Here is a 24192-nt window from a genome sequence, read left to right on the forward strand (position 1 = left end):
AAACCGTGCAGCGACCCTCGCGGATCAGCCGCGCGCGGTCTCGTCCGGCTCGCTCGCCAGGGCGGCGTCGAGCCACGACGCGATGCTGTCGCTCTCGTCGCCGTCGTAGCGGTTCATCGCCTTGCCGATGGGGTTCTCCAAGCGTCCCGAGGGCATTGCGACCACCGGCGTGGGCGTGAAGGCGGGGTGCCGGACCCACCGCGCGCCGGGCACCGCGCGGACCAGGACCTCGCCGACGTAGGCGCCCGCGGCCCGGACGTCGTCGTTCTCCTCCGCGGTGACGTGGTCGAGCCGGCGCGACCACTGGTCGAGGAAGGACTCGACCTGGTCCACGCTCTCGATCGAGAAGTCCAGGATGTCGGTGCCGACGGGGTGCGCGGCCGCCCACTCCTCGGCGGTACGGCGCACGGTGGGGTCCTCCGGCGCGCTCGCCTCACCGGCCTCGCCCGGTTCGGCCGCGGCCGGGGACCTCGCCTCCATCTCGGTCGCGAGCCGGGCGAGCAGTGCGTCCACCTCGTTCATCCGGTAGCCCCGCAGCGCCAGCGAGAAGCGGACCGTGCGCAGGTCGCCGGCCTCGATCGGTCGCGCAGCGGGCACGACGGCGTCCGGCCGGTCGTCGTACGCCGGCGCCATCGGCTCGCCGTAGCCCGCGGCCAGCATCGCGACCCCGCCCATGGCGAGCACGATCAGCAGCGCGAAGACCCACATCATCAGGTGCGACATGGCGGCTCAGGCGTGCCGGTCGCGGGCGGCCACCATCAGCGCCACGGCCTCGTCGACGTCGTCGGTCAGGGTGAGCATGTCGAGGTCGGACTGCTTGATCCGGGCGTCCTCGAGCATCGAGCCCTTCATCCAGTCGATGAGGCCCTGCCAGTGCTCCACGCCCATCAGCACGATCGGGAACTGGGTGATCTTGAGGGTCTGGGCCAGGGTCATCGCCTCGAACAGACTCGTCCAGCGTGCCGAGGCCACCGGGGAGCACGACGTAGCCCTGGCTGTACTTCACGAACATCGTCTTGCGCACGAAGAAGTAGCGGAAGTTGAGCCCGAAGCCGACGTAGTCGTTGAGCCTTGGCCTCCCAGGGCAGGCTCGATGCCGAGCCCGATCGACTCGCCCCCGGCCTCGGTCGCACCCTTGTTGGCCGCCTCCATGGCGCCGGGGCCACCACCCGTGATCACCGCGAAGCCGGCCTTCGCCAGCGCGGCGCCCACCCGCACCCCGATGTCGTACGCCGGGTGGGTGGCCGGGAGCCGCGCCGAGCCGAACACGGAGATCGCCGGGCCCAGGCTCGGCGAGGTCGTTGAAGCCCTCGACGAACTCGGCCTGGATCTTGAGCACGCGCCACGTGTCGGTGTGCACCCATCCGCCGTCGCCGCGGCTGTCGAGCAGCCGCTGATCGGTGGTCGAGCCCTCCGGACGACCCTTGCTGGGCCGGGGTCCGGGGCCGTTGCGCCTGGTCATGCCGTCTCCTCGGTCTTCTCGGTGGGGGCGAGCAGCCATGTCCGCAGCTGCGCCTCGCACCGCTCGATCTGTGCGGTCTCGACGTGCTCCTCCTGCTTGTGCGCCAGCATCGGGTCACCGGGCCCGTAGTTGACGGCAGGCACGCCGAGAGTGGTGAACCGCGCGACATCCGTCCACCCGGATTTCGGGTTGACCTCGCCGCCGACGGCCTCGATGAACGCCCGCGCCGCGGGCTGCTCCAGCCCGGGAAGTGCACCCGGGGCGCTGTCGGTGAGGGTGACCTCGAAGCCGTCGAAGAAGTCCTCGACGAAGGCCAGCGCCTCGGCCTCCGAGCGGTCCGGGGCGAAGCGGAAGTTCACCGTCACCACGCACTCGTCGGGGATCACGTTGCCCGCGACCCCGCCGCTGATGCCGACCGCGTTGAGACCCTCGTGGTACTCCAGCCCGTCGATGACGGGGCGCCGCGCGTCGTAGGCGTTGAGCCGGGCGAGCACCTCGCCCGCGCCGTGGATCGCGTTGACGCCCCGCCAGGCTCCGCGCGGAGTGCGCCCGCTCGCCGCGGGTGCGGACCTCGACCCGCAGCGTGCCCTGGCAGCCCGCCTCGACGACCGCGTTGGACGGCTCCATCAAGATCGCGAAGTCCGCCGCCAGCAGGTCCGGGTCGGACTCGCTGAGCAGGCGCAGCCCGTTGAACGCGGAGTCGATCTCCTCGGCCTCGTAGAGCACGTAGGTCACGTCGTGCACCGGCTCGGTCACCGTCTCCGCGAGGCGCAGGATGACGGCGTCGCCACCCTTCATGTCGCAGGTCCCCAGCCCGTGCAGGATCCCCGCCTCGGCGTCCAGGCGGCTCGGGAGGTTGTCGTTGAGCGGCACCGTGTCGAGGTGACCGGCGACCACCACCCGGCTCGGCCGGCCGAGGTCCGTGCGGGCGACGAGGGTGTGCCCACGTCGTACGACGCTCAGGTGCGGCAGGGCGCGCAGCGCGGCCTCGACGGCGTCGGCGATCTCCTGCTCGTCACGGCTGACCGACTCGATGTCGACCAGGCTGGCGGGTCAGGGTGACGACGTCGGCGGACAGGTCGAGGGAGGGCACGGGTGACAGTCAACCAGCCGAGGGTTCGGCTCCGGTTCGGCGCCCGCCCTCTCACCAGGGCGAGTTGTGGTAGTCGACGATCTCCTCGGCGATCGCCGTGACCTTCCGGTTCAGGTCCCGGCTGGTCTTGCGCAGGATCTCCCACGCCTTCGCGTCGTCCACCTTGTGGAAGGCCATCAGCAGCCCGACCGCCTTGCCGATCTCACGGTTGCTGTGCAGGCCCTCGCGCAGCGACGCCGCCTGCTCGCGGTGGTGGGCCGCGGCGACCGCCTGGGAGGCGAACGCCGCGAGCACCATCGCCTCGTCCGCCGAGCGCGCGTCGAGCCGCCCCGGCTCGTCGCTCCACAGGTTGAGGGCGCCGACCTTCTGGCCGTCGACGACGATGCGGATGCCGGCGCCGCCGCGCACCGGTGTCCGCGCGAGCACGAACTCGGCCAGCCGCGGCCAGTCGCAGCCGGTCGCGAGGTCGGGGTCGAGGTACATCGTGTCCTCCACGATCGCGTCGAGGCACGGGCCCTCCCCGAGGCGGATCTCCGCCTGGTCGACACCGAGCGCGACCGTGTCGGTGGCGGCGGCCGTGACGAACGCGGAGTCGCGCACCATCATCAGGCTGGCGTGGTCGACGCCGGTGACCAGGCGCAGAGCCTGCGTCCACGACCGCCTGGTGCACGTCCTCGGTCGAGGCACCCGCATAGGTCAGCGCCGCGATGGCGGCGAACACCTGCGCCAGGCTCGCTGTCCGGCTCTGGGCTGGAAACCTTCATCGACGTCATCCTCCGACCAGACGCCGACCGCCCCCCGCGGTCGTGCCCAGGCATCCTACGCCCGGCTCGCCCCGGTCAGGCGAGCACGAGCGAGATCGCGGCCCTCTCCCCCTCGCCGACCACGACCTCGACCCCGCCGGCATCCGCCTGCTCCGTCACCCGGTACGACGTCGCCAGGGTCTCCCCCGCGATCAGCGCCTCGTGGGTGCGGGCCGCCGCGAGCACCGCCGGGCTGCCGCCGATGGTCAGGCTCGATCCGGTCGGTCACGTCGTAGTCCGCGTCGCGTCGGGCCTGCTGGACGGCCCGCACCAGGTCGCGCGCGAGGCCCTCCTCGGCCAGGCTCGGGGGTGACGACCGTGTCGAGCACGACGAAGCCGCCGCCCGGCAGCATCCCGGTCGCGACGTCCGCGGTGGCGGAGCCGACGACGGTCTCCAGGGTGTACTCGCCCTCGACCAGCGCGAGGCCACCGGCGACGACCGCACCGGATGCATCGAGCGCCCAGTCACCGGACTTGGCGCCCTTGATGGCGACCTGGACGTCCTTGCCGAGGCGGGGACCCGCGGCCCGTGCGTTGACGGTGAGCTTCTGCTCGACACCGAAGCCCGCGGCCTCCGTGGAGTCCGCGGCCAGCAGCCGGACCGTCTTCACGTTGACCTCGTCGGCGACGATCGCGGCGAAGGGCTCCAGCGCGGCCGGGTCGTCCACCACGACGGTGAGCGCCGACAGCGGCAACCGGTTGCGCAGGCGGGCGGCCTTGCGCAGCGCGGAGGTGGCCGAGCAGACCTCGCGGACCTGGTCCATCGCCGCCACCAGGGCGTCGTCGGCCGGAAGGCCGGCGACATCGGGCCAGTCGGTCAGGTGCACCGAGCGGCCGCCGGTCAGCCCGCGCCAGATCTCCTCGGTCGTCAGCGGCAGCAGCGGCGCCACGGCGCGGCAGACCACGTCGAGCACGGCGGCCAGCGTCTCGAAGGCCTCCGGCTTGCCCTCCCAGAAGCGCTCGCGCGAGCGCCGGACGTACCAGTTGGTCAGCACGTCGAGGAAGGTGCGGGTGGTCTCGCAGGCGTCCGCGATGGCGTAGTCGTCCATCTCCGCCGACAGACTTTCTCCACGAACTGCCGGGTCTTGGCCAGCAGGTAGCGGTCGAGCGGGTCGGTCGAGCCCAGCGACTCCGCGCGGCCGACGTTGGCCTCGTAGTTCTCGGCGTTGGCGTAGAGCGAGAAGAAGTACCAGGTGTTCCAGAGCGGGATCATCACCTGGCGCACGGCGTCGCGGATCCCCTGCTCGGTGACGACCAGGTTCCCGCCGCGCAGGATCGGCGAGGCCATGAGGAACCAGCGCATCGCGTCGGCCCCGTCGCGGTCGAACACCTCGGCCACGTCGGGGTAGTTGCGCAGCGACTTCGACATCTTGTTGCCGTCGGAGCCGAGCACGATGCCGTGGCTGATGCAGGAGGAGAAGGCAGGCTTGTCGAAGAGCGCGGTCGCCAGGATGTGCAGCGTGTAGAACCACCCGCGGGTCTGGCCGATGTACTCGACGATGAAGTCCGCCGGGAAGTGCTCCTCGAACCACTCCTTGTTCTCGAAGGGGTAGTGCACCTGCCCGAAGCCTCATCGAGCCGGAGTCGAACCACACGTCCAGCACGTCGGGGACGCGGCGCATCGTCGACTGCCCGGTCGGGTCGTCGGGGTTCGGCCGGGTGAGGTCGTCCACCCACGGCCGGTGCAGGTCCGGCAGGCCCTGCGCGTTGCGCGGCAACCGGCCGAAGTCACGCTCGATCTCCTCGAACGAGCCGTAGACGTCGATCCGCGGGTACTCCTCGCTGTCCGACTTCCACACCGGCACGGGCGAGCCCCAGAAGCGGTTGCGGGTGATCGACCAGTCGCGGGCGTTGTCGACCCACTTGCCGAACTGCCCGTCCCTGATGTGCTCGGGGACCCAGCGGATCTCCTGGTTCAGTCTCGGCCATCCGCGCCTTGATCGCGGTGACCTCGACGAACCAGCCTGCTCACGCCCTTGTAGATCAGGGGCTCGCGGCAGCGCCAGCAGTGCGGGTAGGAGTGGTCGTAGGTCTCGCGGCGCAGCAGCACGGTGCCGGGCGTGACCGCGCCACCGGCGGCCTTCAGGTCGTCGATGATGTGCGGGTTGGCGTCGAAGACCAGCATCCCGGCGTACTCGGTGACGGGGTGGGTGAACCGGCCGTCCTTGCCCACCGGCATGACCGGCTCGATGCCCTCACGGTCGGTCACCTCCTTGTCGACCTCACCGAAGGCGCCGGCGCTGTGCACCAGCCCGGTGCCGTCGGTCGTGGTCACGGCCTCGTCGGCGGGGACGACGCGGAAGGCGTTCGCGTGGTCGGCGAAGTAGGTGAACGGCGGTGCGTAGACGAGCCCGACGAGGTCGGCGCCGGTGCCCCGCCAGGTGATCGTCGGCTCGTCGCCCAGGCTCGCGGGCGTACGCCGCCAGGCGGGCCTCGGCGAGCACGAGGCGCTGACCCTCGTGGTCCACGACGACGTAGTCGATCTCGGAGCCGACCATCACCGCGAGGTTGCTCGGCAGGGTCCAGGGCGTCGTGGTCCAGATCAGCAGGCTTCACGCCCTGCAGGCTCGCCGGGCGTGGTGACCTCGAAGCCGACCGTGACGGCCGGGTCCTGACGCATCTTGTAGACGTCGTCGTCCATGCGCAGGCTCGTGGTTCGACAGCGGGGTCTCGTCGTTCCAGCAGTAGGGCAGGACGCGGAAGCCCTCGTAGACCAGGCCCTTGTCGAAGAGGCTCTTGAAGGCCCACAGCACCGACTCCATGAACTCCGGGTTCATGGTCTTGTAGTCGTTGTCGAAGTCGACCCAGCGCGCCTGGCGCGTGACGTACTCGCGCCACTCGCCGGTGTACTTGAGCACCGAGGCCCGGCAGGCGTCGTTGAACTTGTCGATGCCCATCTCGACGATCTCGTCGGTGGTCTTGATCCCGTTGAGGCGCATCGCCTCCAGACTCGGCAGGCAGGCCGTGGGTGTCCCAGCCGAAGCGGCGCTCGACCCGCTTGCCGCGCATCGTCTGGTAGCGCGGCACGATGTCCTTGACGTAGCCGGTCAGCAGGTGGCCGTAGTGCGGCAGGCCGTTGGCGAACGGCGGGCCGTCGTAGAAGACGAACTCGTTCTCGCCGTTCGCCCCGGGGTCACGCTGCTCCACGGACGCGCGGAAGGTGTCGTCCTCGGCCCAGTAGGCCAGGACCCGCTCCTCGATCGCGGGGAAGCGCGGGGAGCCGGGCACGGCGCCCTGGTCGGTCGTCGGGTCGGTGCTGACCTTCGGGTAGGTCATCGGGCTTCGCTCTCCTGGGTTCGTCTGCGTCTGCGGCTGTGCCGCAGGGACGATCCTCGGACCGCGGTACCACCCTGCTTGCCCTCACGGGCCCCTCGTTACGGCTGTGACGGGCCTGCCCGCCGGGTTCTACTTGCCCTGTCGGGCTTTCTTCCCGGAGCTCGCCGCTGATGACGGCTCGAACGCTGTGGGGAAAGCGTACGGCGCACGGGCCGTGCCCGCGAATCGGATTCGCTCAGGCGCGTTGGTCGTCGATCGCGTTCACGCAGAACCCAGCGCTCTCGCAGGCGCCGAGCACGCCCCAGCGCCGCGGCGCCTCGAAGGTGCCTGCGCGGTTCGACATCACCCAGATCGGCTCGTCGCCGGTCGCGGTGGCGGTGAACGCGAACGCCAGGTCGACGTATCCGTCACCGTCGAAGTCGGCGCGGGTGACCCGCGGCGCCGCGACGCCCGGCTCGGCCTCGTGGTCGCTGACGTCGCCACCCTCCCAGTCGAAGACCTGCGGATTCCCGCGGGCGGCGAAGCGCTGGCCGTCGTACTCGAAGAGACGGACCTGGACCTTGCCGTCACGGATCACCACGGTCGCGTCGGAGACCCCGCCCGTCGCGAGGAAGTCGTCGAGCACGCTCACACCGACGTCGATCAGCGGCTCGGGCACCCGCTCGCCCCCCACGTCGAACGCCGTGCCGGTCGAGCGCATCACCTGGAAGCCGGTCGCGCCTTCGTACCGGGCCGGGTCGACGCCGTCGGGAATCGGCTGGGTCGGGGCGGCGAGGAGCAGGTCGTCGCGGCCGTCGCGGTCCGCGTCCTCGGCCCACAGGCCGCTGGCGTCCGGCACGGCGTCGGCCGGGGTGCCCCATCCCGCGGGTGCGGCCAGCACGCCGTTGCCGGTCGCACGGAGCACGACGAGCCGGGTCCTCTTCCGGGCGTCCTGGAGGAGCAGCGCCACGTCCGCGTCGTCGTCGCCGTCGAAGTCCCCGGTCACGAGGTCCACACCGCTGGCAGTGTCGAGACTCGATCGAGGTCGGCCGGGTGCTGAGTGTGCGCCCGGCATCGTCGGTCACCAGCACGACGATCTTCTGAGAGACTGCCGCGGTAGACGATCGAGACCTGCTCGAGCCCGCGGGTGCCGGGCGCGATGTCGCCCCAGGCGGAGGCGAGGCGCCGTTCCGGGTCCGTGCGCGGGCGTCGGGTGAGCGAGGTGCCGTCGGAGTAGTAGGTCACGCCGAAGCCGGGCGCCTCGTCCCCGTCGAAGGCGACGAGGTCGCCGAAGCCGTTGCCGTCGAGGTCGAATGCCACCGGCCCGTCGTACGGCGCCGGGGCGGGCTCCCGCGCGGCCGGGGCGTCGCGCTCCCCACCGGTCGCCGAGGGGTCTGCGTCGTCGGCCCACGGCCGCAGGGTGAGGGCGAGGGTGAGGGCGGTGACACCGGCCACGACCGGCACGCCGACGGCCAGTGCTCTCCGGCGGCGCCGGCGCCGCGCAGGCGGTGCCGCGAGCGCGGCGCGAGCCGAAGGGAGCGGCTCCGGAGCGGTCAGCGCGGCCGCCACGTCGGCGGCACTGGCGAACCGTTGGCGGGGGTCCTTGGCCATGGCGATGCGCAGCACCGCGTTGATCCGGGCGGCGTCGGCGACGTCCTCCGCGAGTCTGCGGCACCGGGGCGCTGCGGTGGGCCTCGAGCAGAGCCGCGATGCTTCCCTCGTACGGCGGCCAGCCCGCGACGACGTACCAGAGCAGGCAGCCGAGCGCGTAGACGTCGCTCGCCGGGCTGGCCGGCTCCCCCGCGGACAGGCTCGGGCGCGAGATAGGCGACCGTGCCGACGAGGTCACCGGGCAGGGTGTGCCGGGTGCCGGTAGCGGGCTGCGCGATCCCGAAGTCGCACAGGTAGGCGAAGAGGGGCCGGTCGTCGGCGTCGCGCAGCAAGACGTTGCCCGGCTTGATGTCGCGGTGCAGCACACCGGCGCGGTGCGCGTCGTCGAGCGCACCGGCCACCTGGGCCACCACGGGAACGGCGAGACTCGGCCGGCAGCGGTCCCCGGGCCCGCACCAGCGCCTCCAGGTCACCGCCACGCACCAGCCTGCGTCACCAGGTACGGCGTGCCGTCGGAGACACCGTGGTCGAAGATCGCGATGACGTGCGGTGAGTCGAGACTGGCCAGCACCTCTGCCTCACGGCGGAAGCGGGAGGCGAGCTCGGGGTCCTCGGCGTACTCCGCACTGATCACCTTCAGCGCGACCGACCGGCCCAGGCTCGGTGTCCGTGGCGACGTACACGCTCCCCATGCCACCGCGACCCAGCAGGGACTCGATGCGGTAGCGCCCCAGCATTCGTCCCGGTGCCACGTCCATCGTCTCTCCCGTCCCGAGCGGTTCCCGCCCAGGCTAACTTGCCGGGAGCAGTGGTCCTGGCGTTGGCTGAGCGCCATGACCGGCGAGCCTGGCGAACTACCGTGACTACCTCTCCCAGTACCGCGCGACCCTGGTGCGCAAGTGCGCGGGCCTGTCCCCCGCGCAGGCTCGCGACCCGCTCGGTGCCGCCGAGCTCGCTGAGCCTGCTCGGGATGGTGCGGCACCTGGCGCGCGTGGAGCACTTCTGGTTCCAGTGCGCGCTGGTGGAGGTCGAGCAGGACCGGATCTACGACGACGGCGACGCCGGCTTCGCCCAGGTCGAGCCGACCGACGAGGCCGTCGCCGCGGCCTGGGCCGCCTGGCACGAGCAGGTCGCCCGGGCCGACGCCTGGCTGGACGCCGCCACCGACGACGACCTGGCCCGCGAGGTGACCTTCCGCCAGGGCACCGAGACCGCCAGCGTGCGCGACGTCCTGGTGCACATGATCGAGGAGTACGCCCGGCACTGCGGGCACGCGGACCTGCTCCGCGAGTGCATCGACGGCGTGACCGGCGAGTGACGATGGGCTACCTCCTCGACGAGGCCGTCGCCTCCGAGCGCACCGGCGACGGGGTGCACCTGGTCCGGCTCACCGCCGACTGGAACACCGCCAACCGGACGCCGAACGGCGGCTACGTGCTCGCCCTCCTGCAGCACGCCGTGCTCCAGGAGTCCGCCCACCCGGACGCGCTGAGCATCTCGATCACCTACTTCCGCCCGGGCCTGCCCGGACCCGGCGAGATCCGGGTCCGCGAGGTGCGCAAGGGCCGCCGCATCTCGACGTACGACGCGGTGCTGGTCCAGGAGGGCAAGGAGATCGCCCACGCCGTGGTGAGCACCCACGACTGGGACGCGACCGGCAGACTTCACCCACACCCCGCACGGCGCGCCGCCGGCGCCCGCACCGGAGGACTGCGTGGACGTCAGCGCGCTCGTGCCGGAGGGGATGGTGCCGATCCTGGACCGCTACGCCTACCGTGCGCCGCAGGCACCGGGGTGGTTGACCGGCGAGCCGAGCGGCACCACCGAGTCGCTGTGCTGGATCCGCGCCGCGGACGAGCGACCGGTCGACGCCCTGCTGGCCGGCGCGATGGTCGACGCCTTCCCGCCGGTCACCGCGGAGATCGGCCACCTCGCGTCGGCGACGATCCAGGCTGACCGTGCACTACCGGCGCCGCCCGGAGACCGTGTGGGCCCTGGGCCACGTCGTCTCGCGGCACGTGATCGCGGGCTACCACGACGAGGACGTCGAGTCGTGGGACGACCAGGGCCGGCTGGTCGCACAGGGCCGGCAGCTGGCGATCCTCGCCAACGGCTGACCCGGAGGGTTTCAGCGCGCGGCGAGCCTGATCGTCGTACCGCCGTCCATGGTGGGGGTCTGCAGGCTCCACCGAGCCGGGGCGGTCCAGGCGGAAGGCTGTCGTCGAGGTCGTCGTAGGCTCCCGCCCGAGGCGAGGTTGGCGTCCGTCTCGACCCGGACCTCGCCGCCGCTGATCGCCACGACCGTGATCGTGATGTCACCGCCGACCGCGTCGACGGTGAAGTGGTCGTCCTCGTCCACCCGCACCGTCCGGGTGGACGGCGCGGGCTGCTCGCGCGACCAGCCGGTCCAGTCCTGCACGGTGACCTCCAGACCGACCGGTCCGTGGTCACCGCCGAGCGCGGCAGCGACCGAGATGCCGGCCGGGACGACGAGGGCGAGCACGGCCAGCCCGGCTGCGGGCAAGGTCACACGACGAGTCATGCCCGCTCGGACGGCGGCGGCGTGCCGTCGGTTCCCCAGCGCCTAGACTCTGCTCACGTGACTGCCGCATGGGGCTTCGGCCTGACGACGTACGCCGCCGACGGGGAGACCGTCCTCGACACCTGGTTCCCCGCGCCCGCGCTGGGCGAGCAGCCCGCCGACGCGCAGGCTCCTGCGGAGCTCACCGCGCTGGAGGGCTCCGACGAGGCCCGCGGGGTCACCCGCAAGGTCAACCTCGTCGCGATCGCCGACCTCGACGCCGCCCCCGCCGACACCGCCGAGGTGTGGCTGCGCCTGCACCTGCTCTCGCACCGCCTCGTGCAGCCCCACGGGCTCAACCTGGACGGCCAGTTCGGCCTGCTCACCAACGTCGTGTGGACCTCTGCCGGCCCCTGCGCGGTCGAGGGCTTCGAGACCACCCGGGCCCGGTTGCAGGCCGCCGGCCAGCACGTGACCGTCTACGGCGTCGACAAGTTCCCGCGCCTGGTCGACTACGTCCTCCCGGGGGGTGTGCGGATCGCCGACGCCGACCGGGTGCGCCTGGGCGCCCACCTCGCCTCCGGCACCACCGTGATGCACGAGGGCTTCGTGAACTTCAACGCCGGCACCCTCGGCACCTCCATGGTCGAGGGCCGGATCTCGGCCGGCGTGGTGGTCGGCGACGGCTCCGACGTCGGCGGCGGCGCCTCGATCATGGGCACCCTGTCCGGCGGCGGCAAGCAGGTCATCTCCGTCGGCGAGCGCTGCCTGCTCGGCGCGAACGCCGGCATCGGCATCTCCCTCGGCGACGACTGCGTCGTCGAGGCGGGCTGCTACGTCACCGCCGGCACCAAGGTCACCGTGCTGGAGCCCGGCCAGGAGGCGCGGGTCGTGAAGGCCGCCGAGCCTCTCCGGTGCCAGCAACGTGCTCTTCCGCCGCAACTCCGTCTCGGGTGCGATCGAGGCGGTTCCGTGGCAGGGCGAGGGCATCGCCCTGAACGCCGCGCTGCACGCGAACTGACCTCGCGCTTGGCCAGGGCCGGACACTGGGAGCCGTGAAGCGGGGTGCTCTGGCGATGGTCGTCGGCCTGGCGGTCGTCGCGACCGTGGTGGCCGTCGGCTTCGCCGTGCTCAAGGCCACCGACTCCATCGTCGGCGGCCCCTCCGGCGACTGCACGGTGACCGTCAACGGGCACACCGTCGACATCAGCGGCGAGCAGGCCGAGAACGCCGCCCTGATCGCCGCGGTGGCGGTCCGGCGCGGGATGCCCGCACGGGCGGCCTCGATCGCCCTGGCCACCGCGTTCCAGGAGTCCAAGCTCACCAACATCGACTACGGCGACCGCGACTCCCTCGGCCTCTTCCAGCAGCGGCCCTCCCAGGGCTGGGGCAGCCGTGAGCAGATCCTGGACCCGGTCTACGCCACCAACGCCTTCTACGACGCACTGGCCCGGGTGCGAGGCTATGAGTCGATGGAGATCACGGTGGCGGCGCAGCGGGTGCAGCGCTCGGCGTACCCGGACGCCTACGCCGACCACGAGGAGGACGGCCGGGCCCTGGCCTCCGCCCTGACCGGCCACTCCCCCGCGAGCCTTCACCTGTGACCTCGACGGCGGGGCTCCGGAGGCGGACACCGAGCCGACCGGCATGGGCCTGACCCCGCGCGCCGATGCCGTCCGCAAGGATCTGCTGGAGCGCTTCGGGCGGCTCTCCCTCGGAGGATTCGACCCCGACGGCGTGAGCACCGGGCACATGGAGGGCTCGGCCCACTACGACGGCCGCGCGATCGACGTCTTCGTGCGCCCCGTCAACGCCGCCAACAACGCCCGGGGCTGGGCGATGGCGCAGTGGGCGGTCGCCAACGCCGCCCGCCTCGACGTCCGCACCGTCATCTTCGACGACCGGATCTGGACCGCCGGCCGGGACGGCTGGCGCGACTACGACCCGCCGGACTCCCCCGGGGACCGGGCGATCCTGGAGCACCGCGACCACGTCCACATCGACGTGTTCCGCTGACCCCGGCTCCCGGTCAGGCGGTGAGGCGGGCGACGGCGGCGTCGATCCGCTCGTCGGTCGCCGTGAGCGCGATCCGCACGTGCCGCTCGCCGGCGGTGCCGTAGAACGCACCCGGCGCGACGAGGATCCCCTTCTCGGCGAGACTCGGCGACGAGTCGCCAGGAGTCCGGGCCGTCGGGACCCTTCGTGGTCCACAGGTAGAGCGAGGCCTCGGAGTGGTCGATCGTGTAGCCGGCCGCCTCCAGCGCCCCCCGGAGCCGGGTACGACGCGCGCGGTAGCGCTCGTGCTGCTCGGCCACGTGCGTCTCGTCGCCGAGCGCGGCGGCCATCGCGTGCTGGGTGGGGCCGGGCATGAGCAGGCCGAGGTTCTTGCGCACCGCCAGCGAACCGGCGATCACCGCGCGGTCGCCGGCGACGAAGGCGCAGCGGTAGCCCGCGAGGTTGGAGCGCTTCGACAGCGAGTGCACGACGAGGATGCCCTCGGCGGACCCGCCGCAGATGTCCGGGTGCAGGACGGAGTGCGCCTCGCCCTCCCAGACGCAGTCGAGGTAGCACTCGTCGGAGACGAGCAGCACCCCGCGCTCGCGGCACCAGTCCACGACCTTCTTGAGGTGCTCCTTGGGCAGGATCCGCCCCGAGGGGTTGGACGGGGAGTTCACCCACAGCAGTGCGGGCGTCTCCGGGCCGAAGGCGGTCAGCGCGTCCGTCGCGACGGCCTTCGCGCCGACCAGCGCCGCACCGACCTCGTACGTCGGGTAGGCCAGTGCCGGGTAGCCGATCAGGTCGTCCGCGCCCAGCCCCAGGAAGGAGGGCAGCGAGGCGATGAGACTCCTTGGAGCCGATCAGCGGCAGCACCTGGTCCAGGTCCAGCCCGGTGACGCCGTGCTGGCGCGCGAGCCAGTCGACCACGGCCTGGCGCACCTCGGTCGTGCCGACCGTGAGCGGGTAGCCCGGCGAGTCCGCGGCCGCGGCCAGTGCCGCCCGCGCCACCTCGGGCGTCGGGTCGACCGGGGTGCCGATCGAGAGGTCGACGATGCCGTCGGGGTGGGCGCGCGCCGTGGCGGCGTGGTCCGTGAGGCGGTCCCAGGGGAAGTCGGGCAGCCGGCCCGAGACGGCTCCCAGACTCGATCACGTCAGGCTCAGTGATCCTGGTTCTGGGGCTCGAGGCCGGCCACGAACGCGGCGTCCTTGTCGATCTCACCCATCTTGGCCGCGCCACCGGGCGAGCCGAGGTCGTCGAAGAACTTCACGTTCGCGTCGTAGTACTCCTTCCACTCCTCCGGGACGTCGTCCTCGTAGAAGATGGCCTCCACCGGGCACACCGGCTCGCACGCACCACAGTCGACGCACTCGTCGGGGTGGATGTAGAGCATCCGCTTGCCCTCGTAGATGCAGTCGACCGGACACTCGTCCACGCACGCGCGGTCCTTGACGTCGACGCACGGCTGCGAGATGACGTAGGTCATCGGTTCCTCCTGGCCAGACGGTGCTCTGCGAAAGATGTGCACGAATAGGTTTCGTACCGGAGGTCAGCCTAGTATCCCGGCCGTGGCGGATGCGCGCAGACCCCCGAATCTGGACGCCACCTGCTCGGTCCGCACGTCGTCGGCCAGCGTGTCGTGGTCCGGCGCCTGGTGCGCGGCGAGACCGGCCCTACCGGCGGTCCGGCCTTCACCGACCTGCTCGGGGTCTGCCTGTCCTGGAACGCCGCGTCCTGCGTCGTGCAGCCGGAGACCGGTACGGCGGTCGAGATCGCGCTCGCCGACATCGTCTCCGGCAAGCCGGTCCCGCCCCGCCCCTCGGTGCGCCAGCGGGTCGGCGTGCGGGAGTCCGAGGCACGCACCGGCGTGCTGTGGCCGGACCTGGAGCGGGTCCCGCTCGGCGAGTGGGAGCCTGCGCCGAGAGCCCGCGCCGGTGGGGCGGCTGCGCAAGCGGGCCAACTCCTGCCTCGCGGTCGGCGACCCGGGCCGCCCGGTGGCCGATGCCCTCGCCGAGGTGGTCGCCTTCTACGCCGCCCGCGAGCGGGACCCGCTCATCCAGGTGGAGGCCGGCTCCTCCGTCGAGGACGAGGCGCGGGCCGCCGGCTGGGTGCCGCTCGACCACGGCGAGTCCGAGCCTGCGGCTGGCCGGCCTGGCCGTCGTACGGCGCGCGCTGGGCCGGCGCCGCCAGGACGCCGAGCTCGCCGTCACCGGCCTCCGGGCGCACGCAACGATCGGCACCGGCTGCGACCCGCTCGCCGAGGCCCAGGCCACGCTCGACGGGGACTGGCTCGGCATCTACGGCGTCACCGTCGAGCCCGGGCACCGCCGCCGCGGGCTCGCCGGCGACGTGCTCGCGGAGCCTGCTCGACTGGGGTGCCGAGCAGGGTGCGACCACCGTGTGGCTGCACGTGGAGACCGCGAATCCGGGCGGCCTCGCCCTGTGGGACGCGCTCGGTCTCGCGCCCCACCACGTGATGCGCTACCTGGAGCCCGTCACCCTGAGCGTCACTCGATGAAGCCCTGGTCCGCGAGCCAGTCGCGGGCCACGTCGGTGGGCTCGCGCCCGTCCACGTCGACCTCGGCGTTGAGCCTTGATCAGCACCTTGTCGGTGAGACTTCTCGGTGACCGGAGCGAGCAGGTCCTCGATCTCGGGGTGCTCGTCGTGCAGCCTTCTTGCCCAGGACGAGCGAGACGTTGTAGTTCGGGAAGTACCGGCGATCGTCCTGGAGCACCTTCAGGTCGAGCGCGAGAATCCGGCCGTCGGTGGTGAACACCTCGCCGAAGGTGCAGTTGCCCGACGCGGTGGCGTCGTAGATCGCTCCGGTCTGGAAGGTGCGCAGGTTCTTCGTCGGCACCCCGCCGGCCTCGTCGAGCGGGACGTCGTAGGTCTTCAGCATCCCCTCCAGGCCGTCGTTGCGGTCGCGGAACTCCGACTCCACGCAGAAGGTGCGCTCGGCGGCCGGGACCTTCTTGATCTGCGACGAACTTGGTGATGCCGTACTTCTTCGCGCTGGCCTGGGTGATCGCGAAGGCGTAGGTGTTGTTCATCGGCGCCGGTGGCAGCCACACCAGGTCGTTGCGCTTCAGGTCGAGGTCGCGGACGGCGTCGTACTGGCGCTGCTGGTCCTTGATCGCCGTCGGCTGGGCGAGGTACTGCAGCCAGCCGGTGCCGGTGTACTCCCACATCGCGTCGATGGCGCCGGAGAGCCTGGGCCTGTCGCGCGGACGCGCTGCCGGGGATGTTGGTCAGGTCGCTGACCGAGGCGCCGGCGGCGTTGAAGAGGATGAGCACGATCTTGCCGAGGATGATGTTCTCGGAGAAGTTCTTCGAGCCCACCTTGATCTCGACGCCGTCGAGGCTCGGCGCGTCGGCCAGCGGCCCTGCCAGCGTGGCGTCGGGGACGATGCCGCCGGCGGTGCGCAGGCCGCAGCCCGCCAGCACCAGGCTGGCGGCGAGGGTGGCCGCGAGGACGCGGGGGCGCAGGTGTCGCATCACAGACCCTTCGGCCGGACGAGGAGCTCGAGGAGACGGCCGACCCACTCGACGGCGAGCGCGAGCGCGGCGACGAGCAGGGCGCCCGCGACCATCACCTCGAAGCGGAACAGGGTGATCCCGGAGTTGATGATGCCGCCGAGGCCGCCGCCGTTGATGAACGTGGCCAGGGCCGCCGTACCGACGACCAGGACGAGGGCGGTGCGGACACCGGTCATGATCACCGGCAGCGCGAGCGGCAGACTCGACCCGCACCAGGACGGCGAGCCTGCGACATGCCGATGCCACGCCCCGCCTCGACCAGGGTCGGGTCGACGCCCTGGAGGCCGGTGATGGTGTTGCGCAGCACCGGCAGCAGGCCGTAGAGCGTCAGGGTCAGCACCGCGACGCCGAAGCCGGTCCAGCCGTAGTCGTTGAGCCAGATGTAGAGCAGCACGAGCAGGCCGATCGAGGGCGCCGCCTGGCCGACGTTCGCGACGCCGACGACCACGGGCGCCAGCCGGCGCAGACGGCCCCGGGTGAGCAGGACGCCCAACGGAACCGCGACCAGCACGACGAGCGCGGACGCCGCGAGCGTGAGCTCCAGGTGCTCGACGAACTGGGTGCGCACCGTCGACCAGCGCAGGCTGGCGCTGCTCGGTGTCGTCGAGGTCGGCGGAGGAACGCCACAGCAGGTAGCCGCCGAGGATCAGCACCACCATGACCGGCGGCAGCACGAGCATGCCGCGGTCGTCGCGCGGGATGCTGCGCCAGCGCGAGGGCTTCGCGGGCCGGGCGCCGGCGTCCGGTGGGGCCGGCGCCGCCACCGCGCTCACTGCTCGGCCTCCAGGGCCCGGATGTGGTCGGTGACGGAGGCGAAGTCGATGACGCCGAGGAACTGGTCGCGGTCCCCCGTCACGACGGCCCCGCCGTGGGAGCCTGGAGAGCATGGTGTCGAGCGCGTCGTTGAGCGTGGCGCGGACGTCGACGTCGACGAGGTCACCCTCGGGGCGCATGATGCTCGTCCCGCGGAGCCTGGCGCAGGAAGGGCCAGCCCACCGGACGGCCGCGCTCGTCGAGCACGACCACGCAGTTCTCCCCCGCTGCCTCGGCACGCCGCTTGACCTCCTCGACGGACTCGCCGATGCGTGCGGTCACGGTCTCGCGGAGCTCGACCTCGCCGACCCGGGCGAGGGTGAGCGCCTTGAGCGAGGAGCCGGCACCGACGAAGTCGGCCACGAAGTCGTCGGCCGGCGCCGAGAGGACGGCCTCCGGGGTGTCGTACTGGGCGACCTGCGCGCCCTCGCGCAAGATCAGGATCCGGTCCCCGAGCCTGATCGCCTCGTCGATGTCGTGCGTGACGCACACGATCGTCTTGCCGGTCTCGCGCTGGATGCTGAGCAGGCTCGTCCTGCAGCCGCTGGCGGGTGATCGGGTCGACGGCACCGAAGGGCTCGTCCATCAAGATGACCGGCGGGTCGGCGGCGAGGCCGCGGGCGACGCCGACGCGCTGCTGCTGGCCGCCGGAGAGCCTCCTTGGGGTAGCGGCCGCGGTAGCGGTCGGGGTCGAGGCCGACCAGGTCCAGCAGGCTCGGTCACCCGGTCGTGGATCCGCCCGGAGTCCCAGCCGAGGAGGCGCGGCACGACGGCGATGTTGCGCTCCACCGTCATGTGCGGGAAGAGGCTGCCGCCCTGGATGACGTAGCCAATGCGCCGGCGCAGGCTCGTTCTCGCTCTGCTTGCGGATGTCGACGCCGTCGATGGTGATCGTGCCCGAGGTCGGCTCGATCAGCCGGTTGATCATCTTCAGCGAGGTGGTCTTGCCGCAGCCGGACGGGCCGACGAACATGACGATCTCACCGGCCGGGATGCTCAGGCTGAGCCCGTCGACGGCGGCGGCCTTCTGCCCCGGGTAGCGCTTGACGACGTCGGTGAGGACGATCTCGGCACCGCTGACCGACCGCGCGGACCCGGCCCCCTCGGCGGACTGCTCGGACTGCTCGGACTGCTCGGGGTGTTCGGTGGTGGTCATGCGCGGATCCCCCCTCGAGATCGTCAGGCGCCCCAGCAGGAGCAGGAACAGGTCGGCGAGCAGAGCGACGATCACGATGCCCACGGTGCCGACCACGGCGTACCGGACGGCGTTGACGCCGCCGATCTGGGTCAGGCCGGTGTAGATGTAGGCGCCCAGGCCGGGCCCGAGCGCGTAGGCGGCGATCGCGGCCACGCCCATCGACATCTGGGTCGAGGTGCGGATGCCGGCGTGGATCACCGGCCAGGCCAGCGGCAGGCGCACCCGCCACAGGACCGCCAGGCTCGCTGAGGCCCATCCCGCGGGCGGACTCCAGCAGCGCGGGGTCGACGCCCTGCAGCCCGGTGACGGCGTTGCGCAGGATCGGCAGCACGGCGTAGAAGGTGACCGCGATGAGCGCGGTCGTGGGCCCGATCGAGGCGACCGGGAGCAGCAGGCCGATGAGCGCGAACGACGGCAGCGTGAGCCCCACGGCACTGATCAGTCCCGCGGCCGTGCTCAGCCGCGGCACCCGCGTCACGAGCACCGCCAGGGCGACCCCGATCAGGGTCGCCAGGAGCACGGCCTCGGCCACCAGCAGCGCGTGCTGGTAGGTGTTGAACGCGATCGCCTCACGGCGCTCGACGATGAAGTCCCACATGGGGACACACCTCCGTCCGGATCGGGTCCGGGCCGGCCACCCCCGCCGACACGTTGTCGGGCGCAGGTACCCGGCCCGGCCGGTTCTCAAACGGACGTTGTGAGGTGAGTCACACTCTCAGCCGCGCGCGAGGAAGAGCAGCAGGTCGTGCCGGGTGAGCACGCCGACCGGCTTGCCGTCCTCGTGCACGAGCACACCGTCGGCCCCCTCCAGCAGGGGTACGGCGGCCTGCGCGTCCTCGGTCGAGCCGATCGTCGGCAGCGCCGGCGACATGTGCTGCTCGACGGAGTCGCTGAGCCGCGCCTTGCCGGTGAACAGGGCGTCGAGCAGTGCCCGCTCGGAGACCGAGCCGGCCACCTCGGCTGCCACCACGGGCGGCTCGGCCCGCACGACCGGCATCTGCGAGACGCCGTACTCCTGCAGGATGCCGATCGCCTCGGCGATGGTCTCGTTCGGGTGGGTGTGCACGAGCGCCGGGAGCGGCCCGGTCTTCGTGCGCAGGATCTCCCCCACGGTGCGGGCCGGCTGCGGCTGGCCCGTGCTGAAGCCGTACTGCGCGAGCCAGTCGTCGTTGAAGACCTTGCTCAGGTAGCCGCGGCCCGAGTCGGGCAGCAGGACGACGATGACCGCGTCGTTCCGGCCCTCGGCCGCCAGGCTCCTGCGCGAGCCTGGCGCGCGGCGTACGCCGCCATGCCCGACGAGCCGCCGACGAGCATCTGCTCCTCACGGGCCAGGCGACGGGTGAAGGCGAACGAGTCGGCGTCGGAGACCTCGATGATCCGGTCCGCGATGTCGCGGTCGTAGGTCTCGGGCCAGAAGTCCTCACCGACGCCCTCGACGAGGTACGGGCGCCCGGTGCCTCCGGAGTAGACCGACCCGGCCGGGTCCGCGCCGACGACCCGGACGCCGCCGTTCTGCTCCTTGAGGTAGCGACCGATGCCGCTGATCGTGCCGCCGGTGCCGACACCCGCGACGAAGTGGGTGATCCGGCCCTCCGTCTGGCGCCAGACCTCGGGCCCGGTCTCCTCGTAGTGCGAGCGCGGGTTGTGCGGGTTGGAGTACTGGTCGGGCTTCCACGCCCCCGGCTGGCTCGCCAGCCGGTCGGACACGTTGTAGTAGGAGTCGGGGTGCTCGGGCGCGACGGCCGTCGGGCAGACGACCACCTCGGCGCCGTAGGCGCGCAGGACGTTGCGCTTGTCCTCGCTCACCTTGTCGGGGCACACGAAGATGCACTGGTAGCCCTTCTGCTGGGCCACCATCGCGAGCCCGACGCCGGTGTTTCCGGACGTCGGCTCGACGATCGTGCCGCCGGGCTGGAGGGCGCCGGACTTCTCGGCGGCCTCGATCATGCGGGTGGCGATGCGGTCCTTCACCGACCCGCCGGGGTTGAGGTATTCGACCTTCGCCAGCACCAACGGTCCGTCGGCGGGCAGGTCGAGGGAACGGTTGAGCCGGACCAGCGGGGTGTTGCCGATCGACTCCAGCAGGGACTCGACGTACTCCATGTGCTCACCGTATCGGTGCCTCCGTAGAGTTACCGCCGTGAGCAAGGCGTCCGCAGCCCGCAAGGCTGGCCGCCGCGGCCTTGTACGGCGGCGGCGGTCTGTCCGCGCTCGGCGCCGGCCTCTACGGCGTGCTGACCGCCGAGGCCCGGCTGGCGCGCAAGACGATCGGCCCCGCCCGCGAGGAGCCGCCGCCGGACGCGACCGGCTGGTACGGCCGCGGGCGCCCCGGCCCGGCCCTGCGGATCGCACTGCTCGGCGACTCCAGCGCCGCCGGCTACGGCGTCGACCGGGTCGAGGAGACCCCCGGCGCCCTCATCGCCTCCGCGCTCGCCGAGCACGCGAACCGGCGGGTCTACCTGCGCGAGTTCTGCGTCGTCGGCGCGAAGTCCTCCGACCTCGCCGCCCAGGTGGACCGGGCACTGCCCATCGAGCCCGAGGTCGTCGTCATCCTGATCGGCGGCAACGACGTCACCCACACGATGCGGCCCTCGCAGTCGGTGCGTTACCTCTCCGACGGCGTACGACGCCTGATGGCCTCCGGCGCCAAGGTCGTCGTCGGCACCTGCCCCGACCTCGGCACCGTCCAGCCGATCGCCCCTCCCCTGCGCCAGGTCGCCCGCGCCTGGTCGCGCCGGCTCGCCGCGGCCCAGACCATCGCCGTCATCGAGGAGGGCGGCCGGACCGTCTCCCTCGGCGACGTGCTCGGCCCGGAGTTCGCCGCCGCCCCCGCCCTGCTCTTCGGCCCCGACCAGTTCCACCCCTCGGTCGTCGGCTACCGCAAGGCTGGCCGGCGTCCTGGTCCCCTCGGTGCTCGCCGCGCTCGAGCAGGTCCCCGCCGACGAAGTCGCCCTGGAGGCCTTCCGCGGCGAGGGCGTCCTGCCCATCACCCGCGCCGCGGTCCAGGCCGTCAACGAGCCGGGCACCGGAACTCGACGGCACCGAGATCGGCGGCCGCCGGGCCGGCGTACGAGGCCTGTGGGTGGAGCCTGCGCCACCGCCGCAGCCGCCAGCACGTCCCCGGCGAGGCGCCCGACGAGCACGAGATGCGGGAAATTGGCGACAGTGAGTAGCGCGCATCCTGCGGCCTGATCGGGGACCTACGACCGTCAGGGCGAGGTGCTTATCGACGCATAGGCTGACCACTGGCCGTACTGGCTTGGCTTATTGCAAGGTGACACATCTGCGTCGCAGGTGCCGATCTTGAACCGTACCCGCTTGCCCTCAGGAAAGTTCTTGTTGCAGTACCCATACGCGCCGCGATGTCCCGTTGGGGTCCACACCGTTCCGCCGGCCCTCACACACAGACCCCGGCGCGATCCATCGGTCAGTTCCCAATACGCGCCGACTCGCCTGCCGTCGTTGTCCCGATCTTGGATCTTGAAAGTGTCGCCACGCGGATAAAAACTAACTGCCCCGTGACTACTCTTGGCCTCGGCACTACATCCACTCACCCGGTAGCAGACTCCCGATGCCATTGTCGCCGTTGGCAAGGTTGTACTCCAGCGTTGCGACTGCCTCAGCACGTGCAGTCATTGCCAACAACAGGACCACCACCGTGGTCGCGGTCCAACCAAACAAGACTGCGGATCGCCGCATACTAAGAAACCTCCCGAGAGTGCCTGAACGTCATAGTCCTGGCCAGATCGCCAGCCAACCAGGCTTGTAGCCGGACTGAATCAATCCTGTTGCAGGATCGCGAGAATGCGCAGCAGGTTGGTGTAGATCCAGACCAGGCTGACGAGCAGGCCGAAGGAGGCCCGCCACGACTCGCGCTCCGGCAGGCCGTTGGCGATGCCCTGCTCGACGAAGTCGAAGTCGAGGATCAGCATGAACACACCGAGCACCAGGCCGCCGATGGCGAAGACCAGGCCGAGCGGGCCGAAGCCGAAGAGGCCCATCTGGTTGCCGAAGAGGCCGAGCACGACCTCCATGAGGCTGAGGGCGACCATGCCGAACATCGCGGCGATGACGAAGGTGCGGAACTTCTGGCCGACCTTGATGTCGAAGAACTTGTACGCCGCGAGCGTGCCGCCGAAGGCGGCGAAGGTGCCGACGACGGCCTGGACGACGATGCCGCCCATGTCGGCGTTCGCACCGAAGGCGGCGTCGTAGAACTTGCTCAGCGCGCCCAGTGCGACACCTTCGGCCGGGGCGAAGACCATCACCAACGCAGGGCTGATGACCCGCTTGAACGAGTTGACCAGCGACAGGATGAAGGCGGCACCCGAGCCGATGATCAGGAACGCCGAGAGGGTGCTGACTGCCTCAGTGCTGTCGACGTCGGGGGTGAGGAACCACGTCGCCGCGGCAGCGATGATGGTGATGCCGAGGGTGATGGCGGTGGACTGAACGACCGAGTCGATGGTCATCCGGCCCTGCTGGACGGGAGCCTGCGGAGCGGGGTAGCCCGGCTGGCCGCTGTACTGCGGCTGTCCGAACTGCTGGTACGCCCCAGCACCGCTCCGGTTGAACTCCTCCGAGCGCCGGAACACCGGGTTGTTGCTCTGCATGTCTCCTCCGCGGGGGTTGCGACGATCAGGCCCCCAGTCTAGGGGCCTCATGCCGGTGGAACGCCCGGCGTGCGCCGAAGGTTCCCGCAGGCCCCTCTGCCCCCTCAGGTCGTACGACGCCGCAGCCGCACCACCGTGTCGCGCACCTCCAGCGGGCCGTCGGCCGTCTGCTGCACGCGCTCGGGGGTGTCGGCGACCTCGACCTCCCAGTCGGAGCCGGGCTCCTCGGCGCCGAGCGCCGCCAGCACCCGGTCCGGCTCGAAGAGCAGGCCGGGTCCGTGGTCGTGGCGCGCGCCGCTGGCGACGTCGTGCGGGTGGTGGGCGGTGACGAGCAGCCGGCCGCCGGGTGCGACGGCCGCCGCGATGCCCCGGTAGATCGCGTCGAAGTCCTCGACGGGGACGTGCAGGAAGTCTCACGGTGACCAGGTCGAAGGTGTGCCGCCCGGCCGGGCGCGGGTCCTCGAGGGCGTCGTAGAAGCCGAGCCTGAGCCGTTCCGAGACACCCTCGTCCTCGGCATGGTCCGCGACCCGCGCGAGCGCGACCTGCGAGACGTCCACCGCGGTGACCTTCCACCCCTGCTTCGCCAGCCAGATCGCGTCACCGCCCTCACCGCACGCCACGTCGAGAGCCGTCCCCGGCGCCAGGTCGGCGACCTGCTCGGTCAGGCGCTGGTTGGGGCGTCCGCTCCAGACCCGGTCGCTGCCGGCGTAGCGCTCGTCCCAGAAGCCGGCGGTGAGCGCCTCCCGGAGCGTGTCGAGGGAGTCTGTCGTGCGCGTGGTCGCGGTGGTGACGATGCATGGGGACCACTGTGCCGCTTCAGGTGGACATGAAGTCAACTGCTGCTCCCAGCAGCGCTTCTCCGCTCTCGGCAGCGCACCCTGGACCGTGGCGCACCACCGCCGCAAGGTGGCGTCATGACCGACGACAACAAGCCCCGGCTCTTCGACGACCGGCGACGGCGCGAGTCTCTACCAGCAGCGCGTCCTGGTCCTCGACGGAGTGCTCGACGACGACAACGGCACGGTGCTCGCCACCCACCTGATGAGCCTGGCCGGCGAGGACGCCTCGGCGGAGATCGCACTGTGGATCCACTCCCCCGGCGGCTCGGTGCCCGCGATGCTGGCGATCCGCGACGTGATGCGGCTGGTGCCCTGCCCGGTCTCCACGCTCGCACTCGGGATCGCCTGCAGCGCCGGGCAGTTCCTGCTGTCCTCCGGCGAGCCCGGCCGCCGCCGCGCGCTGCCCCACGCGCGGATCCTCATGCACCAGGGCTCGGCCGGCATCGGCG

Annotated in this window: 31 protein-coding genes and 8 pseudogenes; 10 read left to right on the forward strand and 29 right to left on the reverse strand. The window is 71.7% G+C overall.

The genetic code is table 11. The annotated features are described in order from the left end of the window. Positions 1 to 24 precede the first annotated feature (24 nt). The 17 genes and pseudogenes from G5V59_RS11385 to G5V59_RS11460 all read right to left on the reverse strand — a co-directional run bounded on the left by G5V59_RS11385 (position 25) and on the right by G5V59_RS11460 (position 8961). Complete coding sequence (locus G5V59_RS11385; protein ID WP_278259798.1) at positions 25 to 480, reverse strand: DUF6278 family protein; 456 nt, start codon at positions 478 to 480, stop codon at positions 25 to 27. Between the two features lie 42 nt (positions 481 to 522). Then, positions 523 to 723 (reverse strand): annotated as a pseudogene (locus G5V59_RS36485) (DivIVA domain-containing protein); the annotation flags it as partial. A gap of 6 nt (positions 724 to 729) precedes the next feature. Next, a pseudogene (locus tag G5V59_RS11395) lies at positions 730 to 1462 on the reverse strand (TIGR00730 family Rossman fold protein). Continuing rightward, a pseudogene (gene dapE / locus G5V59_RS11400) lies at positions 1459 to 2555 on the reverse strand (succinyl-diaminopimelate desuccinylase). Before dapE ends, G5V59_RS11395 begins: the two co-directional pseudogenes overlap by 4 nt. 51 nt (positions 2556 to 2606) lie before the next feature. Further along, on the reverse strand, positions 2607 to 3161 hold the full coding sequence (locus tag G5V59_RS11405) for a GAF and ANTAR domain-containing protein (protein ID WP_278256503.1): 555 nt from the start codon (positions 3159 to 3161) through the stop codon (positions 2607 to 2609). Beyond that, the gene (locus G5V59_RS11410; protein WP_278256504.1) at positions 3161 to 3319 is read right to left on the reverse strand and encodes a hypothetical protein; all 159 of its coding nucleotides are present in this window, start codon (positions 3317 to 3319) and stop codon (positions 3161 to 3163) included. The genes G5V59_RS11405 and G5V59_RS11410 overlap by 1 nt, the downstream gene beginning before the upstream one ends. A 55-nt stretch (positions 3320 to 3374) precedes the next feature. Then, positions 3375 to 3587, reverse strand: a complete 213-nt coding sequence (locus G5V59_RS11415) for a hypothetical protein (RefSeq protein ID WP_278260291.1) — start codon at positions 3585 to 3587, stop codon at positions 3375 to 3377. Then, the gene (locus G5V59_RS11420) at positions 3565 to 4407 is read right to left on the reverse strand and encodes a class I tRNA ligase family protein (RefSeq protein ID WP_278256505.1); all 843 of its coding nucleotides are present in this window, start codon (positions 4405 to 4407) and stop codon (positions 3565 to 3567) included. The genes G5V59_RS11415 and G5V59_RS11420 overlap by 23 nt, the downstream gene beginning before the upstream one ends. Continuing rightward, the gene (locus G5V59_RS11425) at positions 4347 to 4916 is read right to left on the reverse strand and encodes a class I tRNA ligase family protein (protein ID WP_278256506.1); all 570 of its coding nucleotides are present in this window, start codon (positions 4914 to 4916) and stop codon (positions 4347 to 4349) included. Before G5V59_RS11425 ends, G5V59_RS11420 begins: the two co-directional genes overlap by 61 nt. 58 nt (positions 4917 to 4974) lie before the next feature. Beyond that, positions 4975 to 5367, reverse strand: a pseudogene (locus G5V59_RS11430) (class I tRNA ligase family protein); the annotation flags it as partial. Then, a complete protein-coding gene (locus tag G5V59_RS11435; RefSeq protein ID WP_341350919.1) occupies positions 5274 to 5633 on the reverse strand; it encodes a hypothetical protein in 360 nt (119 codons plus the stop codon). The gene G5V59_RS11435 and the pseudogene G5V59_RS11430, both read right to left, overlap by 94 nt. Positions 5634 to 5910: 277 nt before the next feature. Further along, positions 5911 to 6297 carry a class I tRNA ligase family protein gene (locus G5V59_RS36490; protein ID WP_341351189.1) on the reverse strand — a complete coding sequence of 129 codons (387 nt, stop codon included), beginning with the start codon at positions 6295 to 6297 and terminating at the stop codon, positions 5911 to 5913. A 67-nt stretch (positions 6298 to 6364) separates the two neighbouring features. Further along, positions 6365 to 6634 (reverse strand): annotated as a pseudogene (locus G5V59_RS36495) (class I tRNA ligase family protein); the annotation flags it as partial. 235 nt (positions 6635 to 6869) lie between these two features. Then, complete coding sequence (locus tag G5V59_RS11445; RefSeq protein ID WP_278256508.1) at positions 6870 to 7628, reverse strand: hypothetical protein; 759 nt, start codon at positions 7626 to 7628, stop codon at positions 6870 to 6872. Beyond that, positions 7616 to 8239 (reverse strand): hypothetical protein, encoded by a 624-nt coding sequence (locus G5V59_RS11450; RefSeq protein ID WP_278256509.1) that lies wholly within the window; start codon positions 8237 to 8239, stop codon positions 7616 to 7618. The genes G5V59_RS11445 and G5V59_RS11450 overlap by 13 nt, the downstream gene beginning before the upstream one ends. After that, entirely contained in the window at positions 8167 to 8637 is a 471-nt protein-coding gene (locus tag G5V59_RS11455) for a hypothetical protein (RefSeq protein WP_278256510.1), read from the reverse strand. The genes G5V59_RS11450 and G5V59_RS11455 overlap by 73 nt, the downstream gene beginning before the upstream one ends. A gap of 165 nt (positions 8638 to 8802) precedes the next feature. Further along, positions 8803 to 8961, reverse strand: coding sequence for a hypothetical protein (locus tag G5V59_RS11460; RefSeq protein WP_278256511.1), 159 nt, complete (start codon positions 8959 to 8961; stop codon positions 8803 to 8805). A gap of 122 nt (positions 8962 to 9083) precedes the next feature. Between G5V59_RS11460 and G5V59_RS11465 the strand changes: the two genes are divergently transcribed. Genes G5V59_RS11465 through G5V59_RS11475 form a run of 3 tightly spaced genes read left to right on the forward strand, consistent with a single transcriptional unit; the run spans position 9084 to position 10341 of the window. Further along, the gene (locus G5V59_RS11465; RefSeq protein WP_278256512.1) at positions 9084 to 9542 is read left to right on the forward strand and encodes a DUF664 domain-containing protein; all 459 of its coding nucleotides are present in this window, start codon (positions 9084 to 9086) and stop codon (positions 9540 to 9542) included. A gap of 2 nt (positions 9543 to 9544) precedes the next feature. Next, positions 9545 to 10180, forward strand: coding sequence for an acyl-CoA thioesterase domain-containing protein (locus G5V59_RS11470; RefSeq protein WP_278256513.1), 636 nt, complete (start codon positions 9545 to 9547; stop codon positions 10178 to 10180). Between the two features lie 2 nt (positions 10181 to 10182). After that, on the forward strand, positions 10183 to 10341 hold the full coding sequence (locus tag G5V59_RS11475) for an acyl-CoA thioesterase domain-containing protein (RefSeq protein ID WP_278256514.1): 159 nt from the start codon (positions 10183 to 10185) through the stop codon (positions 10339 to 10341). 11 nt (positions 10342 to 10352) lie between these two features. On the opposite strand, the gene G5V59_RS11480 is transcribed toward G5V59_RS11475, so the two are convergent. Then, the gene (locus G5V59_RS11480; protein WP_278256515.1) at positions 10353 to 10754 is read right to left on the reverse strand and encodes a hypothetical protein; all 402 of its coding nucleotides are present in this window, start codon (positions 10752 to 10754) and stop codon (positions 10353 to 10355) included. A 69-nt stretch (positions 10755 to 10823) separates the two neighbouring features. On the opposite strand from G5V59_RS11480, the pseudogene dapD reads away from it, so the two are divergent. From dapD to G5V59_RS11495, 3 genes and pseudogenes are all read left to right on the forward strand, one after another. Further along, positions 10824 to 11766: pseudogene (gene dapD, locus G5V59_RS11485) on the forward strand (2,3,4,5-tetrahydropyridine-2,6-dicarboxylate N-succinyltransferase). A 34-nt stretch (positions 11767 to 11800) separates the two neighbouring features. Beyond that, positions 11801 to 12349: a hypothetical protein gene (locus tag G5V59_RS11490; RefSeq protein ID WP_278256516.1), complete on the forward strand. Its 549-nt coding sequence runs from the start codon at positions 11801 to 11803 to the stop codon at positions 12347 to 12349. 43 nt (positions 12350 to 12392) lie between these two features. Beyond that, a complete protein-coding gene (locus G5V59_RS11495; RefSeq protein WP_278256517.1) occupies positions 12393 to 12761 on the forward strand; it encodes a hypothetical protein in 369 nt (122 codons plus the stop codon). Here the strand turns inward: G5V59_RS11495 and G5V59_RS11500 are convergent. Genes G5V59_RS11500 through fdxA form a run of 3 tightly spaced genes read right to left on the reverse strand, consistent with a single transcriptional unit; the run spans position 12683 to position 14227 of the window. Beyond that, positions 12683 to 13585: an aminotransferase class I/II-fold pyridoxal phosphate-dependent enzyme gene (locus G5V59_RS11500; RefSeq protein WP_341351190.1), complete on the reverse strand. Its 903-nt coding sequence runs from the start codon at positions 13583 to 13585 to the stop codon at positions 12683 to 12685. The genes G5V59_RS11495 and G5V59_RS11500 overlap by 79 nt on opposite strands. Next, the gene (locus tag G5V59_RS36500) at positions 13540 to 13893 is read right to left on the reverse strand and encodes a hypothetical protein (protein WP_341350920.1); all 354 of its coding nucleotides are present in this window, start codon (positions 13891 to 13893) and stop codon (positions 13540 to 13542) included. The genes G5V59_RS11500 and G5V59_RS36500 overlap by 46 nt, the downstream gene beginning before the upstream one ends. A gap of 7 nt (positions 13894 to 13900) precedes the next feature. Next, complete coding sequence (gene fdxA / locus G5V59_RS11505; RefSeq protein ID WP_278256518.1) at positions 13901 to 14227, reverse strand: ferredoxin; 327 nt, start codon at positions 14225 to 14227, stop codon at positions 13901 to 13903. A 168-nt stretch (positions 14228 to 14395) separates the two neighbouring features. Here fdxA and G5V59_RS11510 point away from each other — a divergent pair, with 168 nt between their 5' ends. Further along, a complete protein-coding gene (locus G5V59_RS11510; protein ID WP_278256519.1) occupies positions 14396 to 15259 on the forward strand; it encodes a hypothetical protein in 864 nt (287 codons plus the stop codon). A 79-nt stretch (positions 15260 to 15338) separates the two neighbouring features. Here G5V59_RS11510 and G5V59_RS11515 read toward each other — a convergent pair whose 3' ends face one another. The 7 genes and pseudogenes from G5V59_RS11515 to G5V59_RS11550 all read right to left on the reverse strand — a co-directional run bounded on the left by G5V59_RS11515 (position 15339) and on the right by G5V59_RS11550 (position 20393). Then, positions 15339 to 15683 carry a glycine betaine ABC transporter substrate-binding protein gene (locus G5V59_RS11515; protein ID WP_278256520.1) on the reverse strand — a complete coding sequence of 115 codons (345 nt, stop codon included), beginning with the start codon at positions 15681 to 15683 and terminating at the stop codon, positions 15339 to 15341. Further along, the gene (locus tag G5V59_RS11520) at positions 15635 to 16237 is read right to left on the reverse strand and encodes a glycine betaine ABC transporter substrate-binding protein (protein WP_278256521.1); all 603 of its coding nucleotides are present in this window, start codon (positions 16235 to 16237) and stop codon (positions 15635 to 15637) included. The genes G5V59_RS11515 and G5V59_RS11520 overlap by 49 nt, the downstream gene beginning before the upstream one ends. Beyond that, positions 16237 to 16479: an ABC transporter permease subunit gene (locus G5V59_RS11525; protein WP_278259800.1), complete on the reverse strand. Its 243-nt coding sequence runs from the start codon at positions 16477 to 16479 to the stop codon at positions 16237 to 16239. Before G5V59_RS11525 ends, G5V59_RS11520 begins: the two co-directional genes overlap by 1 nt. After that, positions 16458 to 16847, reverse strand: coding sequence for an ABC transporter permease subunit (locus G5V59_RS11530; RefSeq protein ID WP_341351191.1), 390 nt, complete (start codon positions 16845 to 16847; stop codon positions 16458 to 16460). Before G5V59_RS11530 ends, G5V59_RS11525 begins: the two co-directional genes overlap by 22 nt. Positions 16848 to 17048: 201 nt before the next feature. Then, positions 17049 to 18065 (reverse strand): ATP-binding cassette domain-containing protein, encoded by a 1017-nt coding sequence (locus G5V59_RS11535; protein WP_278259802.1) that lies wholly within the window; start codon positions 18063 to 18065, stop codon positions 17049 to 17051. 7 nt (positions 18066 to 18072) lie between these two features. After that, a complete protein-coding gene (locus G5V59_RS11540; protein ID WP_278256522.1) occupies positions 18073 to 18888 on the reverse strand; it encodes an ABC transporter permease subunit in 816 nt (271 codons plus the stop codon). A 117-nt stretch (positions 18889 to 19005) separates the two neighbouring features. Next, positions 19006 to 20393, reverse strand: a pseudogene (locus G5V59_RS11550) (cystathionine beta-synthase). Positions 20394 to 20473: 80 nt separating this feature from the next. Here G5V59_RS11550 and G5V59_RS11555 point away from each other — a divergent pair. Next, on the forward strand, positions 20474 to 21463 hold the full coding sequence (locus G5V59_RS11555; protein ID WP_278256525.1) for an SGNH/GDSL hydrolase family protein: 990 nt from the start codon (positions 20474 to 20476) through the stop codon (positions 21461 to 21463). 606 nt (positions 21464 to 22069) lie between these two features. Here G5V59_RS11555 and G5V59_RS11560 read toward each other — a convergent pair. Then, complete coding sequence (locus tag G5V59_RS11560) at positions 22070 to 23740, reverse strand: Bax inhibitor-1/YccA family protein (protein ID WP_278259803.1); 1671 nt, start codon at positions 23738 to 23740, stop codon at positions 22070 to 22072. Here G5V59_RS11560 and G5V59_RS11565 point away from each other — a divergent pair. Both G5V59_RS11565 and G5V59_RS11570 read left to right on the forward strand, forming a co-directional pair. Then, entirely contained in the window at positions 23731 to 23946 is a 216-nt protein-coding gene (locus G5V59_RS11565; RefSeq protein WP_278260292.1) for a hypothetical protein, read from the forward strand. The two genes, G5V59_RS11560 and G5V59_RS11565, sit on opposite strands and share 10 nt — an antisense overlap. Then, positions 23928 to 24152: pseudogene (locus G5V59_RS11570) on the forward strand (ATP-dependent Clp protease proteolytic subunit); the annotation flags it as partial. The gene G5V59_RS11565 and the pseudogene G5V59_RS11570, both read left to right, overlap by 19 nt. Positions 24153 to 24192: the final 40 nt, after the last annotated feature.

The sequence above is a fragment of the Nocardioides convexus genome (assembly GCF_011090295.1).